The organism is Sphingomonas sorbitolis, assembly GCF_036663875.1.
In the GTDB taxonomy this organism is placed as follows: domain Bacteria; phylum Pseudomonadota; class Alphaproteobacteria; order Sphingomonadales; family Sphingomonadaceae; genus Sphingomonas.
This window is the reverse complement of record NZ_JAXOJS010000002.1, coordinates 225,442-242,876: the sequence shown is the minus strand read 5'-3', so window position 1 is coordinate 242,876 and position 17,435 is coordinate 225,442. Positions and strand designations below refer to the sequence as shown.

Here is a 17,435-nt window from a genome sequence, read left to right as displayed (position 1 = left end):
TGTTGTGATGTTTACTCAATAGTCCTTCGTATATTTGACGCTCGCGCTCTGCCCGCCGCTCGATCCCGCGGCCGACAACAGGCTCAAGGCCTTGGTCAGCGCGATCTCGAGTTGGGTCGAGGTGAAGCCCTTCGCGTCGGTCACGATCTCAACATAAATGTTCTTCGTGATGTACTTGCCGGCAGCCAGGCTCGTGCCACGCCCCGTCGCCTCGTCGGCGCCGAGCACGCGCAACCGGTCGAATCCGGTCGCCGAACGCAGCTTGCCGAGCGGGTTCAGACCGCCGCCGCCCGACCCGCGCAGCGAGTTCAGCGCAGACGCCAGCTGGATCGCCTCGGTCGCCGACAGATTGGCCGGGCTCGATCCGAACAGCAGGCGGCTGAGTACCTCGTCCTGCGGCAGCGTCGGCGTCGAGGTGAACGCGATCTGCGGACGCTGGCCGGTACCCGTCACGTTGATGATGACGGTGATGTCGCTGGTCGTGGTGGACGCCTGGATATTGATGTCCGGATCGGTCAGCGCGCCGCCACGGAAGCGGATCTGGCCCTTGGTGACCTCGAACCGCTTGCCCGAGAACGAATAGGTCCCGCGGACGATATCCAGACCGCCGGTGACGATCGGCGCGGCGGAGGTGCCGCCGATCCGCATGTCCATCTCCCATTCGGATTCGAGGCCCATGCCGGAGACGAACAGCTGGTTCGGTGCACGGACGCGGAGGTCGAGCTTGAATTTTCCGATCGCGGGCACGTCCGAACGATCGGTCGAGACCGGCGTCCGGATGTCGCTCTTGCGGCGGACACCGGTCAGTTCGGGAACCTCGGCTTGGCCCTGGCGGATGATCTGGTAGCGCGCCTCGGGGATCTGGAGATCGCCTTGGATAAGGCCACCATCGCGTCCGTTGGTGAGGTGAACCGTACCCGTAGTCGTGGCGCTGATCGCGTCGCTCTTGGCGAGCTGCGCATTGTTCAGCGTCGCGCGGATATCGATCGGGAAACCGCTGTCCGCCGCGAACCCGATCGTGCCCTGTGCCTGCACGGTGCCGTCGCCGGCCTTCGCGGTCAGCTGCGTCAGTTGCAGATCGGTGTTCGAGAACCGCCCGGCGATCCGCATCTGCGACAGACGCGTGCCATAGGTTTCGTTGTCGTAGAAGAGGTTGTCGGCCCGGACGACGCCGTTGAGTTGCGGTGCGGACAGGCGCCCTGAGAAGTCGGCGGCGACCGCGATCGGCCCCGACAGCTGCTGGTTCGGGATCGCGGCGAAGCTGAACAGTACTGCCGAGGGGCCGTTATAGCGGATCCCGCCGGACAGCGGCGCGGCCATCAGGCGCGTGCTCCACGAGCCACTGCCAGCCGGAAGCGGTCGCAGGTTCGCGACCATGCGGCCGATGACCGACGTTCCGCGACGGACCAGCGCACGGCCGGTCGCGCCGTCGCCGCCGAGCGTCCCGGCGAACACGATGTCGACGGGGTCGGAGACGGCGGCCAGGCCGGATCGGGTGAAGTTGGTGACGGTCACGCGTGCGTCGGCGGTCGGCAGTGCGGCCGAGTTCGCCTGCGAGAAGTCGAGGCTGCCGGTCGCCTTGCCGCCGATGCCGAGGTTCGGGACCAGTGCGGAGAGCGTCGACAGGTCGAGGCGATCGAGGCGGACCTGCGCGTTCGTGCCGCGGCCATAGCTGCCAGCCAGACGCGCCGAGCCTCCGCCTGCGCCACCGAAGTCGATCCGGGTCGGCGACAGGCGATACTCGCCCTTCACCGCTTGGATGCGCGCCGGGTTGACGGTGCGGAAATCGATGCCGTTCGCCTGGCCCTGGGCGGCTACGAGGTAGTTGTTGGGGCTGAGCCTGGCGTTGACCGCGAGGCGGAACGGGACACCGTTCGAACCGGTCAGCAACGCCTGCGCGGTGCCATTGCCGCCGACGTAATTCACCTTTGCGCGCGCCGCCGAGAGGACGATCGCACCGTAGCGCATGTCGGCGATCTGCGCGTCGGCGACGATCTGTGGCGTCGGGGTCAGCACTGCGGTGGCGTTGACGATCGCGCGGCCGATGGTGAAGTCGACCATGCCGGGGATCTTCGCGCCGTTGGCACGCGCCGCGACGTCGGCGCGCTGATAACCGCCCTGGTTGGCGAGGCGGACGTTGCCCGACAGGCCTTGCCCGGCGAACTGGAGCGCGCCCGCGAACGGGCCGGCCGCAGTCTGGACGATCCGACCGCTGCCGACGATCCCGGCGAATACGACGCGACGTACGTCGACCGCGAGTTGCGCGCCCGGCTTTACCAGCACGTCGGCGGTGAACGGGCCGTAGTTGGTGCCGCCGCTCGCGGTGACGGCATAGGCGCCGCCACGGCCGACGATCCGCGCGTTGAGGTTGACGAGGCCGACGCCGACACCCGGACGCGGAGCACGCAGGACGACGACCGGCGCCGTCGCGCTTCCCGTAACGCGGGCAGACAGCGGGCCATAGGCGGTCGAATACGCATCGGCATTCACCAGCACGGCGCCGGTGGCCGGATCGAACCGGCCCTCGCCGCTCGTCACACGGAACTGTGGCGCGTTCATCCGAAGATTGCGGAAGGTGACGATGCCTTCGGGGCTGTAGCCGATGTCCGAGCGGACGATCGCGTTGCCGCCGAGGAAGCTGCGCGCGCCCTCATTGAAGATTTGCGAGGTCTGCGCGACGACACGGCCGGTGATCCCGAATCCGCCCTTTGGTCCCGGCACTAGCTTGGCGTCGGTCGTCAGATTGACGATGCCGATCCCGTCGACGCGGTAGTTGTTGATCCGCCCCTTGAGCGCGCCGGTGTAGCGGCCGGTAGACATGTTCGCGACGACCACTGCGGTCGCATCGATCTTGTCCGAGCGGATCTTGAGGTTGTCGGACAGGACGTTGACGCCTGAGATCGCAAAGTCGCCATCGATCGCGACGTTGGTGGCGAGCCCGCCGACCGCGGCATTGAGCCCCGTCACGCGACGTGCGCGCGCCTTCACCGGCACCAGGATGCGGTCCGAGTTCACGCGCGCGAGACCCTCGGCGTAGAGGTTCTCGACGCCCATGTCGCCGAACGCGATCGTTGCCGCGCGGACCTTGTAGTCGACCGTCGGCGTCGCGAACGCACCGTCGAGCACGACGCGTGCCGTGACATCACGACCGCGCAGGTTCGGCAGGATCGCGCCCGGCGTCAGCAGCTTGGCATTCACCGCGAAATTGCCGAACCGGCTGTTGGCGAGATCGATCAGACCGCCGGCGTCGACCGCCAGCGCGTCCGACTTCAGCGTCATCCGGGTGTCGGCCTTGCGGTCGTTGAGCGTCGTGTCGATCGCAACGTCGAGCTGCGGCGCGGTCAGGCGCTCGACCGGGCCTTCGAGGTACAGCCCGGGCCGTGTCGATCCGCGTACTTCGATGTGGCCGTTCTTCGCGGTCAGCCCGAGGTTGGCGAGTTGCCCGCCGCCTAGTGTCGCGACGGCGCGACCCTGCCACGAGGCCCAGCTACCGCGGCCATCGACGGTCACGGTCAGCGGCGCCTTGAACGACCCCATCGTCGAGACGACGCCGCCGACCGGTGCGGTCAGCTTCACGTTGACGTCGAGCTTGTTCTGTTCGGGCACCGCGTCGAGCTTGAGCACGAGACGGTCGCCGCCCGCGATGCCCGGGCCAGTCAGCGCGGTCGCGTTGGTGGTCAACTGCGCGCGCTTGTCGGCGATGTGCACCGCGCCATCGATCTTGACGATATGCGTCTGGCCGGTGACCGGCTTGGCGATCAGGAAACGATCGATCACCAGGCGGTTCACGTCGATGTCGAGATCGGGGAGCAACGGCGCGTTGGGGTCGGTCGGCGTCGCGTTGAGTATCGGGCGGCGCTGCAACGTCACCAGCGGCGTGGTCAGCGAGCGTACATCGACATGATTCTTGGCGAACGCGAACGGGCGCCAGTCGACGGCAAGCTTCGGACTGGTGAGGAACACGCCCTTGGGATCGGATACGCGCACGTCGCTGAGCGTCATCGCGCCGTAGATCGAGCCGTCGATTCGGCCGACCTTGATGTTGAGACCGGACGCGGTGGTGTATCCACCGATCTGGTCGGCGACGAGGCGCCGGCCCGGATCGGTGTTGATCCCAAACAGCACGATCAGGACGAGCGCGACGAGGCCGACAGCCAGGATCGCGAGCCATTTCAGAAAACGCTGCCACAACGGGCGCCGCTCGACGATGATCGTTTCCTGCGTCGTCTCGACGTGCGGAGTGCCGTTTTCGGCCATCAGAATGCCTGCCCGATCGAGATGTAGAGGGCGATTTTGCCGTCGCCCTCGCGTGGGTTCAGCGGCGTCGCGACATCGAAACGCATCGGGCCGAAGCTGGTATAGAAGCGCCCGCCGATGCCCGCGCCGTAGCGCAGGGACGACATATTGGGCGTGCTGCTCTCGTAGCTGTTGCCGGCGTCGATGAACGGCACGATGCCAAAATCGCCGAACCGGTAGCGGGCCTCGAGTGCGAATTCGTTGAGCGAGCGCCCGCCGACCGGATCGCCGTTGGGATCGAACGGCCCGAGCCGCTGGTAGCCATAGCCGCGCACGGATCCGCCGCCGCCGCCGTAATAGCGCCGCGATGGCGCAAGGTCGTCGCGGGAGACGCCCTGGATCGAGCCAGCCTTGGCGCGCCCGGCGATGACGATGCTGCTGGAGACGGGGTAGTAGAACGTCCCCTCGATCATCGTCCGGATGTACGGCTTCACCGAACCCTGGACCGAGGTCTCGGGGCTGAGGTTCAGCGTCAGGCGATAGCCCTTGGTTGGATTGAGCAGGCTGTCCGAGCGATCGAACTTCACCTGGCCCGGCAACGCGACGATGCCGTAGGTGCGGCGGACGTTCTCGCCGCGACCGAAATCATAGACGCTCTCGTTCGTACCGACGAGCTCGCCGCCATAATAATAGGTCAGCGGCTTCTGCCAGATCGGCGTGGAATCGTAGCTCCAGCGAACGCCGACGCTGGTCGTGAACGCGTCGTATGCATCATAATTCGAATGGTTCGCGCCCGCGGTCAGGCTGAACGTGCGATCGCGGCGGCCTGCGTTGGCGCGGCGGAACGTGCCGGATACACCCTGCTCCTGCGTACCGGCGATCACCGATCCGATCAGCGCGCCCTCGTACGGGAACAGGTTGCGGTGCTGCCACGTTCCTTCCGCGCGGAAGCCCTGCCCGGTCGAGAAACCGACATTGCCACCGAGCGAACGCGGCTTGCCCTCGCTCTGGCGGACCAGCAGGTCGACCTGCTCGGTGCCGTCGGGGTTGATCGTGCCGGTGCGGACCGGTTCGACCGACACGGTCGAGAACAGCGACGTCGCGACCAGCGCATCGCGCAGGTCGTCGGTCATCCGGTTGTCGTAGAGTTCGCCCGCCTTGAACCGCGGGAACAGGCTTAGATGCTCGAGATTGAAGACCGGATCGCCTTCGGTGCGCAGCTGCCCGAACGACGAGCGTGGCCCCGTATCCACCGGCAGCGTGTACGCGCCGGTCGGGGTCTGGTCGTCGAGCAGGATGTCGCGCTCGCCGACCTTGACGAACGGATAGCCCTGCTGCGGCAACGTCAGACTGACGTTCGCCTCCGCGCCCTGAATGCGCGCGGCCTCGATCGGATCGCCGACCTTGAGCGGCAATTGCGTACGGACCAAGTCGGGGGGCGTCGTCGCGTCCGCCTTCACGGTGATCGACGACAGCGAATAGAGCCGGCCGGGCTGCGCGCTGACGGTCGCCTTCAGCCGCGCGGGCTTGGTCGTGTCGGCGTCGGGGATCGTCTCGATCGTCGAGATCGCGGTCGCATCGTAATAGCCGAGCGACTTCAGCAGCCGGACCGCCAACGCCTCGTCCTCACGCGCGCGCGCCGCGACCTGCGTGGCGTTCGCCGCCTTGCCCTTGCCCTCGGCGAGCGCGGACAGCGCCTTGTATTCGCCTTCGAGCCCGTCGCCCGCCTTGTCCAGCCCCTTGGTGGCGGTCTCGTAGCGGATCTCGGGCGCGTCCTTGTCCTTGATGTCCGCCGCGGTCTGAAGCGGGGTCGTGTCGAAGCTCGACAGCGGCGTCAGCGGTTGCGCGAGTTGCGGATCGCTCGGCCCAGTCGGCGGCAGCACGTCGCCTGCGACTGTGGTTGCTGGAGACGTCGCGGTTGCGGGCGTCGCGGGTGTCTGGGTCGACGGAGCGGCCAGCGGCACCATCGCTTCCAGCGGCGCGTTAAGGTCGCCACTTAGCGGTGGGAGGGCGCTGTCGAACTCGGCATCGGGGACGATCGGCGCGTCGGAGCGCGGGTCGTTTGACTGCGGCTGGTCGCTGGGTTTGGGCGCATCGGGGCCCTTGGCCGGGGCGGTGCCCGGCTTCACCAATTGGGCGGAACCGATGCCCGCAAACCCCGTTGTCGACGCTACCAACGCGAGAGCGAGCCAATGATGCCGGCTGTTCGAAGCTGTCACACGATCCCCTTTACGGACGGCAATCGTGTACGATTCACCCCCATCTTTGTCCACGTAACGCACGGAGGACGGCTTGGTTTCACCAGAATTCAGATCAGACACAGCCGATAAGGCCACCGACCGGCATGACGACGGTATCGCGGCCGGGGCGGTCGATCCGTAGCGTCGCGGACGTCACGGTCGCGCCCGCCGAGATGTCGGCGCGGACCGCGACCGCCATGTCGAGCGTCGCGGTGACGTCGCCACCGCGATACTGCGTGACGCCGCCAAAGCCGAACCCGATCGCGGGCGACTGGGTAGCCATCGCGTAATCTGTCGTCTTGCCGTCGATCGTCAGCCGGATCTGCGCGGGATCGGCGGTCGCCATCGCGACGAGCTGCCGGGCGGCGTCCATGCTCCACAGATACGCGGCGCATCCTTTGGCGGGGAGCTTCTGCTTGCCGATCGCGCCGAGCGGTCCCGGACCCGGATTTGCCGCTACTGACGGGGCCGCGGCTTGCAGCGCGAGCATAAGAGCGAGCGATATCATGGCGTCAGGCCTATCATGAACAGCCAGGCGGGATAACCCGCGATCGCCAGCAACGCGCCGAATGGAAGCGCGGTGTCCGCCGCCATGGTGCGTCCCTTGAGATGCGCGGCGAGGACGACGCCGAGGCCGATCATGCTGGCGATCAGCAGGACGGCGGGCAACATCTGCCACCCGAGCCACAGTCCGATCGCGCCGAAGAGCTTGGGATCGCCGCCGCCCATTCCGTCGCGGCCGCGGATGCGTCGATAGCCGAACGCGACCAGCCACAGCGTGGCGAACCCGGCTAGTCCGCCGATCAGGCGCTCCGAAATCGGCGGATCGATGCCGAGCGCCGCGCTCGCCAGTCCGGTGGCCGCAAGCAGCAAGGTCAACCGATCGGGCAGCCAAAAGGCGACGAGATCGAGGCTGGCGAGCGCGAGCAGTAGCCACCCGAAGGTCGCGCCCGCAAGCCCGACTGGTCCCGGCACCACGAGCCCCGCCGCGACGCCGATCGCGAGGCCAGCCAGTTCGATCCACCAGTGGACGGGGCTGATCGGTGTGCGGCACGAACGACAGCGTCCTCGCAGGACGAGCGCGCTGAGCAGCGGCACGAGGTCGATCGCCCGCAACGTTCGCCCGCAGCCATCGCACGCCGAACGCCCCTGCATTACCGATCGCCCATCGGGCCAGCGCGTCACCAGCGCCGCGACGAAACTGCCGATGATCGCCCCGAGCACCCCCAGCGACACCGCCCAGAACGCCGCCTCAGACACCCGTTTTCCGCACCAGATAGCGATACACGCCGAGGAGGTTGATCCCGAACAACACGATGTTCTGCGTGCCCAGCGCCCAGTCCCCGGTCAAGGCCGCACCGCTCAGCCACGCGATCGACGAGCCGACGAACAGCACGAACCCCCATCCCGTCACGCGCCGCCCGAAATCGAGCGATACCATGAACGCGGCGATCACCCCCGACGCGGCGGCACACCATTTGAGCGTCGTGATGAGTGTTTCCATGGTGTGAGGTCTAGGCGCATCCCGCCGCGCTTTGTATTGCCGCACATCAACCCCAGATACTGGGAACAAGAATACATGGAGAGTGAAGTGGCCGCCGATCGAGATCCCATCGTCATCCTGTCCTACGCACGTACGCCGATGGGATCCTTCCAGGGCGCGCTTGCCGGCGCGACCGCGACGCAGCTTGGTGCCGACGCTGTGCGCGGTGCGGTCGACCGCTCGGGCGTGTCGGCGGCCGAGATCGAGCGGATCTACATGGGCTGCGTGCTTCCCGCGGGTCTCGGCCAGGCACCGGCGCGACAGGCCGCGATCAACGCCGGACTCGGCGATCATGTCGAGGCGACGACGGTCAACAAGATGTGCGGATCGGGTATGCAGGCTGCGATCCTGGCGGCGGATGCGTTGGCGGCCGGCTCGGTCGACCTGCTCGTCGCGGGCGGCATGGAGAGCATGACCAACGCGCCGTATCTGTCGAAAAGCCACCGCGGCGGTGCGCGGATCGGTCATGACCGGATGTACGACCACATGTATCTCGACGGGCTCGAGGATGCGTACGAACCCGGCAAGCTGATGGGCAATTTCGCCGAGGATACCGCGCACGAATACCAGTTTACGCGGCAGCAGATGGACGACTACGCGATCGAGTCGCTGCACCGGGCGCAGCGTGCGCAGAAATCCGGTGCGTTCGACCGCGAGATCGTCTCTGTCGATATTGCGGGCCGCAAGGGCACGACCACGGTCTCGCTCGACGAGCAACCGGCCAAGGGCGACGTCGCCAAGATCCCGACGTTGAAGCCCGCCTTCTCGAAGGACGGCACGATCACCGCCGCCAACGCCTCGTCGATCTCTGACGGCGCTGCCGCTTTGGTGATGACCCGCGCAAGCGTTGCAGACCGGCTCGGCATCACGCCGATCGCACGCGTTGTGGCCCACGCTGCGCATGCCCACGCGCCGGCGCTGTTCACGACCGCGCCGGTGTTCGCAATGCGCAAGGCGATGGAGAAGGCTGGCTGGTCCGCGTCGGACATCGATCTGTTCGAGGTCAACGAAGCCTTCGCCGTCGTCGCGATGATCGCGATGCGCGACCTTGGCTTGCCGCATGACAAGGTGAACATCCACGGTGGCGCGTGTGCTCTGGGCCATCCGATCGGCGCGAGCGGTGCGCGGATCCTCGCGACTTTGCTGTCGGCGCTTGAGTCTACGGGTCAGAAGCGTGGGCTGGCGTCGCTCTGCATCGGTGGCGGCGAAGCGACTGCGATGGCGGTGGAGTTGATGCGCTAAGTCGCGAAGGGGAGGGCGTCCGTCCGGGCGCTCTTCCCCGCCGTAGCGAGGAGCCGGCGTAATTCCCGCCGCATCTGCGCGGACCGTGCGCGCGTTTCGTTTTTCTATAACCGATTAGCGACGGCGCTTTGCCTTTAAGAGGCGCTCCGTCCGCATTCTGCTGGCCGGATCGTCTCCGTCGATCCTGATCGAACGGTAGGCCCCAGCGGCGCGCCCCGCGTCGAGGCGCCATGCCAATGTTACAGCAGTGTTACTGCCGGATCAGCATCCCGCATGCCCTCTGCAAGCAACGTGTGATTCCACGCTCTGCACTTGTCGTCACCCGTGAAGTGTCGGCCCGATCAACGTGCTCGCCGCATATGAGCGGACAGCGTTGGTCGAGCCGACGTCGGCATTCACCAGGGGCGAATGCCGCTGTAGATCAGCGAGATGATGAGATTCAGCATGTTTTATGCTCCCTTATTGACACCCAACCGGGTGCAATTTCTGCATAATGGATAACAAAACGTTAAACAATCATTTTTGTAAATTGTTAACCATGATTTGCGGTGAGTGGGCGGCGTTCTACTTAAGACTATGTTTATGCGTGTCGGATATCCGTTAGGCATGAGGCAGTTTCCGCAGTCGCACTTCGTAAACGGCGCATCGCAGAGCGAATCGGCCGCCTTGTCCGGGTCGGTGACGATGACGGGGGTGGGCGGCGTCTCGACGATTCTGCCGCGCCCTGTCGCCTGGCAATTCCTGATTTTGGCAGAAATCGAGAATTTCGGCGTTCTGCGTCGGCATCTCGGGCGCCCCCGTGCCGATACGATGATCGTCGATGTCGCGGCACGGATCGGTACGGTGCTGTCGGATGCGCGGATCGTCATCGCCGGTCGCGACATGATTGAAATCGCTTTCGAGAGCGAGGCGCGCCTAGCGCTCGACGTGGCGATTGCCGCTCTCGAAGCGGCGCTGGATCAGCCCTTCGATATCGATGGCGAGTCGCACAGGATCCACGTCCAGTTCGGGGCGGCGGCCGGGGCGACGATCGGCGATCGCGACGAGGTTCACCTGATCGAGGAAGCCGAGCGCGCCTTGGCCGATGCGCGCAGCGAACGGGTGGCGGTCGCACGCGACGTGAACGCCGGCGCGGCGTCGATCGACCGGGCGCAACTGGCAAGCGACCTGACGATCGCGATCGATACCGAAGAACTGTTTCTCCAGTATCAGCCCAAGGTTCATCTCAGGCGGCAGGAGATCACCAGCGTCGAGGCGCTGGTTCGCTGGAAGCACGCGACCAGGGGGCTGGTCCTACCGGGCGATTTCATCCCGATCGCGGAGGAATCGCGGGACATCATCGCGCTGACCTTGTGGACCATCCGCCGTTCCATTCGCGACCAGAAGACGCTGGTCGCACATGGTCATGACCTGCGGATATTCATCAATATCGCGGGTGTCCTGCTGGCCGACGCACGGTTCGTCCGAACCGTCTGCGCGCTGGTCGAGGCCAGCGGCGCGCGACTTGGGTTCGAGATCACCGAAACGTCGGTCATTCGCGATCCCGAAAGCGCGATCGCAAACCTTAAGATCTTTGCCGACATCGGGATCGTGATCGCGATCGACGATTATGGCGCCGGCCTGTCGTCGCTGGCCTATCTGAAACAATTGCCGGCGCGCGAACTGAAGATCGACAAGCTGTTCGTCACGCAACTCACGAGTTCGAACCGCGACCCGCTGATCGTGCGGTCGACGATCGACCTAGCGCATGCACTCGAGATGGAAGTGGTTGCCGAAGGCGTCGAGACGCAGGCGGCGATGGCGCTGCTGTCCGTCATGGGGTGCGACATGATCCAGGGTTTCCTGATCAGCCGCCCGATCAATCTCGACGCGCTGATTCACTTCCTGGCAGACGAAAAGCACCTCGCCATCGCGGCGGACGTGCGTGCGCCGTTCAACCGTCTTGCAACCGTGTGGAAGCGCGGTTGAGCAGGCGTGCGGCCTTCTGGATCGGAATGGCCGCGAATGTCCTGCTGTTCGGCCTTGGAGTTGGCCAGCCCTGTGAAGCACAGACCGCGAAAGTGTCGGCTGAGGCTCGGTTCGATCAGACGATAGCCGACGCCAAAGGCGCGATGTTGATTGATTCGGAGGCAGCCCGGTCAAAGGCCGCTGCCGCAGAGACTATCGCCGCATCGATCCGCAATCCCGGAACTCGCGAGATTTCGATCGCCACGGCCCAGTGGTTGCAAGGCGAAGCGTATCTCCGAACCGGAAATCCGGAAAAAGCACGAATATTGATCGGCGGCGCGTTGGCGAAGGCGGCTGCGAGTGCCCCGCAATCCAAGCTGTATGCAGACATATTGCTATCGCGTGGCGGCGCCGAAAGTAGCCAAGGACGCGCTGGAGCGGCGTTGACCGATTATCAGACGGCGTTTTCTCGCTACCGGAAAATGGGTGATAATCGCGGACAGGCAATGGCGCTGATCTTCATCGCGTGGTTGTACACCGAGGCGATGGATCAAAATACCGCGCTCAAATATTACCAGCAGGCCATCGAAATATATAAGACCGATCCAAGTCTGTCGGTCTCAGTCTATAATAATCGGGCGACGGCGTTTGGTGAGTTAAAACAATACAAGCAAGCTCTCGTCGAATTCAAAATAGCATTATCACTGGCCAAGGAGTTGAAAAGCGCTCCTTTGGTCGCGCAGATATATGCGAACCTTGCCCTGCTTCAATTGTCGTCGGGAAATCTGACTGGCGCGGAACAGGCAATTCGGGAAGGCCTGCTGTTGACGGCTGACCGTGAGACGTCCGGACTGAGGGCGGGCATCATTGCAATTTCGGCACAGCTGGCACTGCAACGCGGACAAATTCCGCGTGCCGTAACACTCATCACTAAGGCGCTGGCGGATCTGGGGCCCGAGGGAACAAGCATATCCCCCAAGGACATTCATCAGACTGCGTATGACGTGTTTCTTGCGGCGAACGATCCGAAGTCGGCGCTTGTCCATCTGCAGGCGCTCAAGCGGATCGACGACGATGCGACTAAAGTTGCGACCAGTACCAAGTCGGCGCTGATGGCGGCGCGGTTCGATTTCGCGAACCAGGAATTGAAGATCAGCCAGTTGCGCGCCGACGAACTGCGGCGCGGCATCGCGTTCGAACGCGCACGGGTGCAGACCCAGCGCTATGTCTTCATGGGTATCTCGGCGGCGGTCGCGATCGTGATCGCGTTGCTGGCGATCGGCCTGTTTACGATCCGCCGCAGTCGCAATCTGGTCCGTGCGGCAAATGCGGATCTGGCGATCACCAATGGTGCGCTTGGCAAGGCGCTGGCGGCCAAGACGGAGTTCCTTGCAACCACCAGCCATGAGATCCGCACGCCGCTGAACGGTATTCTCGGCATGACCCAGGTCATGCTGGCCGACGCCAAATTATCGCCGTTGCTGCGCGATCGGCTGGGTGTCGTGCACGATGCCGGCCTGACCATGCGCGCATTGGTCGACGATATTCTCGACGTCGCGAAGATGGAGGCCGGCAACCTGACGATCGAGGCGGCGCCGTTCGATCTGTGTGCGACGGTGATGGACGCGACGCGGATGTGGGAGGAGCAGGCGCACAGCAAGGGCCTGACGTTCGAGATCGCGCTCAACGGCTGCCCCGCGATGATCATCGGCGACGCTGTGCGGATCCGGCAGATCGTCTTCAACTTGCTGTCCAATGCGCTGAAATTCACCAAGCGGGGCCGCGTCGTGCTCGCCGTCGAGGTTGCCGAGGACGGTCGGTTGAGGATCGCGGTCACCGACTCCGGGATCGGCATCCCTGCCGACAAGCTCGAACAGATTTTTGAGTCCTTCGCGCAGGCCGATGCCGGCACCACCCGTCAATTTGGCGGGACCGGGCTGGGATTGGCGATCTGTCGCAACCTCGCACGGGCGATGGGCGGCGATGTCCTGGTCGCCAGCGTCGAGGGGCAGGGCACGACCTTCACCCTGGTCCTGCCGTTCGTCCGTGCCGCCCCGGTCGCCCCGGTCGTCGTTCCGGCAGCGATCGGTACCGCGATCACCTTGGTCGTCGATCGCAATCCGATCACGCGTAGCATGTTCAAGGCCCTGCTGGCACCGCGTGCCGGAACGATCGCGTTTGCGGGATCTGCCGACGCCGCCGTGGAGCGGTTGGCGGAGGGCGAGATAGCGCACGTCCTGATCGACGATGCGACGGTCCGCCTCGGCGAAGACCCGCTGGCCGATCTGCGTATCATCGCGCAGGCGGCGCGGTCGGCCGGCGCGGAAACGAGTCTGCTATGGCCTGTATCGGCCGCGCGGGAGCAGGACGAATTGCTTGCGACCGGGGTGACCAGGGTCATCGCAAAGCCGGTCAGCGGCGCGGCTTTGGTGCGCGCGATCTATGGCGAGTCGCCCCCGCAGGACCTCGAACATCCCGTCCTTGTGTCGAACGCCGCATAAAGCGTAGATGCACGATTATGTCCGCCGTAATTCCCTCGCAAGTGCTGCTATCGACGAGGCGATGGTGAACGTTCTCTTCATCGAGGACGACCGGATGAACCGACGTGTCGTGAAGGACATGCTCGATGTCGCCGGCGTGACGATGGTGGAGGCGGAAAGCGCCGAACGCGGCCTGGAAATCATCGACGAGCAGGACTTCGCGATGATCTTGGTCGATCTGCGGATGCCTGGCATGGACGGCGTGACCGCGATCAAACACATTCGCGCGCGGGACGATGCCAAGGGCCGCGTGCCGATCATCGTCGTGACGGCAGATATCGCCCCCGATCTTCGCCAGCGCTGCCTCGTCGCCGGCGCGGATGACGTGATCTTCAAACCGGTGGCGATGGATTCGCTGTTCGACGCGATGGGCCGGATTTTAGCGCGCGATGCCGAAGGCGAAGGGATGATCGGCTAGCTAGCCTCGAGGCTTCAGCGCGTCCGTCATCGAGGTGGTCGCGCTGCCCCGTCGTGCCGGCTTTGGCTGCGACGGGTCGGGGGACCAGCCGGTCAGGAAGACGATCTGGAACGTCTCGTGCGTCCGGCCGCGGTCGTCGGCGGCATCCCCGAATGCGGCCAGCGTCCGCCCGAAGATTTCACGCGACATCGGTTGGCGCTGCTTGAGCATGTTGCTTGCTGCCATCCCGCGAAGATCGCCCAGTAATCGTCCGAGATCGCGGTAGCCGACATCGAGCGTCTCGACATCCGCGACCGGCAACGCAAAGCCCGCGCGCATCAGCAGGTCGCCGGCGGAGCGGACGTCGATCTGAGGATGTAAGCGTGCCGCCGGCCGGTCGGCCTCGGCGACGCGGAGGGCGGCGCGCAAGGCAGGCAGGCTGCCGGCGCCGACGAACGCGCCAAGGAAGAGACCGTCGGGGCGCAGTACGCGCCGGATCAGCGACAACGCGCCGGGCAGGTCGTCGACCTGGTCGAGGACGCCCGCGCTCACGACGAGGTCGAAGCTGGCATCGGCGAACGGCAGCCGGTCTTCATCGGCCTGCACGCCGTTTGCATTGGCGGCAAAGGCATAGCCTGGATCGCACCGCGCGATCCGCGCACCGATCGGCGCCGGAAACGCGGCATCGAAACAGCCGAGATCGAGGATATCGGCGAACGACCGCGTGACAGCCTCCAGCCGCTCCGCGATCCCGTCGAGCATCGTCGCGCGGAGAAAGTCGTGCTCGGCATAGTCGGGCGCAGCGCGATCGCGGCGGTGGCGCCGCGCGAAGCGGTCGAAGATTTCGGGGGCTTGATCGGACACGGGGCGCTTGTGCCGCGCACCGGCATCGCCGACAAGGGGCACGGCGCAAACAGCGGCCCCGGAAAAGGAGGCCTGCCTTTGCAACCGCCCTTGAACCAGCCTTTCAAACTGCCGAGCGTGCTACGCCATATCGTCGACGCCGCGTTGCCGCCGCGCTGCGCCGGGTGCGGCGACCCGGTCGCGCAGGATCATAGGTTCTGCGCGGTATGCTGGTCCAGCCTGCGCTTCATCGCACCGCCCTGGTGCGCCGGATGCAATCGTCCATTCGCGTTTGATCGCGGCGCCGATGCGCGCTGTGGCGCGTGCCTGCGCGATCCGCCGCGCCATGCTGGCGTGCGCGCGGCTGTAGCCTATGGGCCCGTCGCCCGCAGTCTTGCGCTTCGCCTGAAATATGGTGGGCGGACGGCCTTTGCCGAGACGATGGCGTTGCGGATGCGATGGCTGCTCCCGGCCGAGACCGACCTGCTCGTCCCAGTCCCGCTGCATCGTCGGCGGATCTGGTCGCGCGGGTTCAACCAGGCGGCGCTGATCGCGCAAGGCCTGGCCAAACTGAGTGCCGTCCCAGAGGACCGCGACGTACTCGTCCGACCGCGTCGCACCGCCGTCTTACGCGGCTTGGGAGGGCGACAACGCGCTCGGGTCGTCGCGGGTGCGTTCGCGATCGAGGCGGCCGAACGCGTGCGCGGCAAGACCGTCGTTCTGGTCGATGACGTCTACACCAGCGGCGCGACCGCAGACGCGTGCACCCGCGTTCTGCTGCGCGCAGGTGCCCGCTCCGTCACGATATTATGCTGGGCGCGTGTGCTGTCGGCGGACCGTGACGATTGACAAGAGCGGCATCGAACCACATTTCCGACGAATGGCTAAAGTTGAAATCTACATAAAGCAGTTCTGCCCCTATTGCTCGCGGGCGATGAAACTTCTCGCATCGAAGGGTGTCGAGCCCGAGACGTTCGACGTCACGATGGGCGGCCCGAAAAAGGCTGAAATGGTCGAGCGATCGGGCGGGCGCATGACGATGCCGCAGGTCTTCATCGATGGTAAGCACATCGGCGGGTCGGACGACCTCGCCGCGCTCGACGCAAAGGGTGGCCTCGACCCGCTGCTCGCCTGATGCCACGGATCGGCGTCCTCCAGATGACCAGCGGGATCGATCCCGCGGTCAACGCCGCTACGCTGGTCGATGCGATCCGCGCCGCGGGGGGACAGGGCGCCACGATGCTGTTCACCCCCGAAATGTCCGGTCTGATCGATCGCGACCGTCCGCGGGCCGGAGCCGCTATCGTTGCCGAGGATACCGACATCGTCCTGGCTGCAGTGCGTAGGGCGGCGGCGGAGACGGACATCTGGGTGCATCTCGGGTCGCTCGCGGTCCGGCGCCCAGACGGCAAGTTCGCCAATCGCGGCTTTCTGATCGATGCGACAGGGGTGATCCGGGCGCGCTACGACAAGCTGCATCTGTTCGACGTCGACCTGCCGTCGGGCGAAAGCTGGCGTGAATCCGCCGCCTATGTCGGCGGCGACACCGCGGTGGTGGTCGATACGCCTGCGGGAAGGGTCGGTGCGTCGATCTGCTACGACCTGCGGTTTGCCGATCTATATCGCGCACTCAGCGATGCGGGCGCGACGATCCTCTCGGTCCCCGCTGCGTTCACGCAACCGACTGGGGTTGCGCATTGGCACGTTCTGTTACGCGCTCGCGCGATCGAGGCCGGAGCGTATGTCGTCGCCGCCGCGCAGACCGGGACCCATGCCGATGGGCGCGCAACCTATGGACATTCGCTGGTGATCGACCCTTGGGGTGAGGTGATCCTGGACATGGCAGAGGCTGCGGGTCTCGCCGTCGTCGACCTCGATCCCGCGCAAGTCGACGCGGTCCGATCGCGTATTCCGGTGCTGCGACACCGCCGGCCGATACCCCCCGTCACGATCGTCCGATGATCGTGTTCGACCTCAAATGCGGCGGCGGCCATGTCTTCGAGGCGTGGTTCGGGTCGAGTAGCGCGTATGAAGATCAGCGCACCGCAGGCCAGGTCCGGTGCCCACTCTGCGACAGCGCCGACATCACCAAGGCGCTGATGGCACCCGCGATTGCAGCGAAGGGCAACAGGACGCCCGACTCGCCGACGCCGGATGCGGTCAAGGCAGTGATGAAACTGATTGCCACCCGACAGGCCGAAGCGCTCAAATCCTCGCAATGGGTCGGCCCGGCATTTGCCGAACGCGCCCGTGCGATGCATCTGGGCGAGGAGAAACAGGCGACCATCCACGGTCAGGCCAGCCTTGCAGATGCCAAGGCGCTGGTCGACGACGGGATAGCGATCACGCCGCTGCCGCTACCGATCGCGCCGCCCGAAAAGCTCAACTGAGCGTCGGCCGCGGATCTTTGCGGGTAAGGCGGATGACGGGGATGATTGCGATCGTTC

At 65.5% G+C, this 17,435-nt stretch carries 15 protein-coding genes and 1 pseudogene; 9 read left to right on the top strand and 7 right to left on the bottom strand.

The annotated features are described in order from the left end of the window. Positions 1 to 15 precede the first annotated feature (15 nt). The 5 genes from U1763_RS06395 to U1763_RS06375 form a co-directional block, all read right to left on the bottom strand. Entirely contained in the window at positions 16 to 4,257 is a 4,242-nt protein-coding gene (locus U1763_RS06395; protein ID WP_332754571.1) for a translocation/assembly module TamB domain-containing protein, read from the bottom strand. Beyond that, positions 4,257 to 6,455, bottom strand: coding sequence for a BamA/TamA family outer membrane protein (locus tag U1763_RS06390; RefSeq protein WP_332754570.1), 2,199 nt, complete (start codon positions 6,453 to 6,455; stop codon positions 4,257 to 4,259). Before U1763_RS06390 ends, U1763_RS06395 begins: the two co-directional genes overlap by 1 nt. A 94-nt stretch (positions 6,456 to 6,549) precedes the next feature. Next, positions 6,550 to 6,966, bottom strand: a complete 417-nt coding sequence (locus tag U1763_RS06385) for a hypothetical protein (protein ID WP_332754569.1) — start codon at positions 6,964 to 6,966, stop codon at positions 6,550 to 6,552. A 14-nt stretch (positions 6,967 to 6,980) separates the two neighbouring features. Beyond that, positions 6,981 to 7,736: a prepilin peptidase gene (locus U1763_RS06380; protein WP_332754568.1), complete on the bottom strand. Its 756-nt coding sequence runs from the start codon at positions 7,734 to 7,736 to the stop codon at positions 6,981 to 6,983. Next, positions 7,729 to 7,980 (bottom strand): hypothetical protein, encoded by a 252-nt coding sequence (locus U1763_RS06375; protein WP_055879041.1) that lies wholly within the window; start codon positions 7,978 to 7,980, stop codon positions 7,729 to 7,731. Before U1763_RS06375 ends, U1763_RS06380 begins: the two co-directional genes overlap by 8 nt. Before the next feature lie 87 nt (positions 7,981 to 8,067). Between U1763_RS06375 and U1763_RS06370 the strand changes: the two genes are divergently transcribed. After that, positions 8,068 to 9,261 (top strand): acetyl-CoA C-acyltransferase, encoded by a 1,194-nt coding sequence (locus U1763_RS06370; RefSeq protein ID WP_503676872.1) that lies wholly within the window; start codon positions 8,068 to 8,070, stop codon positions 9,259 to 9,261. A 606-nt stretch (positions 9,262 to 9,867) separates the two neighbouring features. Next, a complete protein-coding gene (locus U1763_RS06365) occupies positions 9,868 to 11,229 on the top strand; it encodes an EAL domain-containing protein (protein WP_332754566.1) in 1,362 nt (453 codons plus the stop codon). 115 nt (positions 11,230 to 11,344) lie between these two features. Here the strand turns inward: U1763_RS06365 and U1763_RS06360 are convergent, their stop codons facing one another. After that, complete coding sequence (locus U1763_RS06360) at positions 11,345 to 11,599, bottom strand: hypothetical protein (RefSeq protein WP_332754987.1); 255 nt, start codon at positions 11,597 to 11,599, stop codon at positions 11,345 to 11,347. Here U1763_RS06360 and U1763_RS06355 point away from each other — a divergent pair. The 3 genes and pseudogenes from U1763_RS06355 to U1763_RS06345 all read left to right on the top strand — a co-directional run. Further along, a pseudogene (locus tag U1763_RS06355) lies at positions 11,484 to 12,011 on the top strand (tetratricopeptide repeat protein); the annotation flags it as partial. The gene U1763_RS06360 and the pseudogene U1763_RS06355 overlap by 116 nt on opposite strands. Positions 12,012 to 12,032: 21 nt before the next feature. Further along, a complete protein-coding gene (locus tag U1763_RS06350) occupies positions 12,033 to 13,709 on the top strand; it encodes an ATP-binding response regulator (RefSeq protein WP_332754963.1) in 1,677 nt (558 codons plus the stop codon). Between the two features lie 64 nt (positions 13,710 to 13,773). Further along, a complete protein-coding gene (locus U1763_RS06345; RefSeq protein ID WP_132735457.1) occupies positions 13,774 to 14,166 on the top strand; it encodes a response regulator in 393 nt (130 codons plus the stop codon). Here the strand turns inward: U1763_RS06345 and U1763_RS06340 are convergent, their stop codons facing one another. Continuing rightward, on the bottom strand, positions 14,167 to 15,009 hold the full coding sequence (locus U1763_RS06340) for a class I SAM-dependent methyltransferase (RefSeq protein WP_332754565.1): 843 nt from the start codon (positions 15,007 to 15,009) through the stop codon (positions 14,167 to 14,169). 78 nt (positions 15,010 to 15,087) lie between these two features. On the opposite strand from U1763_RS06340, the gene U1763_RS06335 reads away from it, so the two are divergent. Genes U1763_RS06335 through U1763_RS06320 form a run of 4 tightly spaced genes read left to right on the top strand, consistent with a single transcriptional unit; the run spans position 15,088 to position 17,378 of the window. After that, positions 15,088 to 15,837: a ComF family protein gene (locus tag U1763_RS06335; protein ID WP_332754564.1), complete on the top strand. Its 750-nt coding sequence runs from the start codon at positions 15,088 to 15,090 to the stop codon at positions 15,835 to 15,837. 31 nt (positions 15,838 to 15,868) lie between these two features. Next, positions 15,869 to 16,123, top strand: a complete 255-nt coding sequence (gene grxC / locus U1763_RS06330) for a glutaredoxin 3 (protein WP_132735451.1) — start codon at positions 15,869 to 15,871, stop codon at positions 16,121 to 16,123. After that, the gene (locus U1763_RS06325; protein WP_332754563.1) at positions 16,123 to 16,950 is read left to right on the top strand and encodes a carbon-nitrogen hydrolase family protein; all 828 of its coding nucleotides are present in this window, start codon (positions 16,123 to 16,125) and stop codon (positions 16,948 to 16,950) included. The genes grxC and U1763_RS06325 overlap by 1 nt, the downstream gene beginning before the upstream one ends. Next, entirely contained in the window at positions 16,947 to 17,378 is a 432-nt protein-coding gene (locus tag U1763_RS06320; protein ID WP_132898454.1) for a DUF1178 family protein, read from the top strand. Before U1763_RS06325 ends, U1763_RS06320 begins: the two co-directional genes overlap by 4 nt. The last annotated feature ends 57 nt before the right edge of the window (positions 17,379 to 17,435 follow it).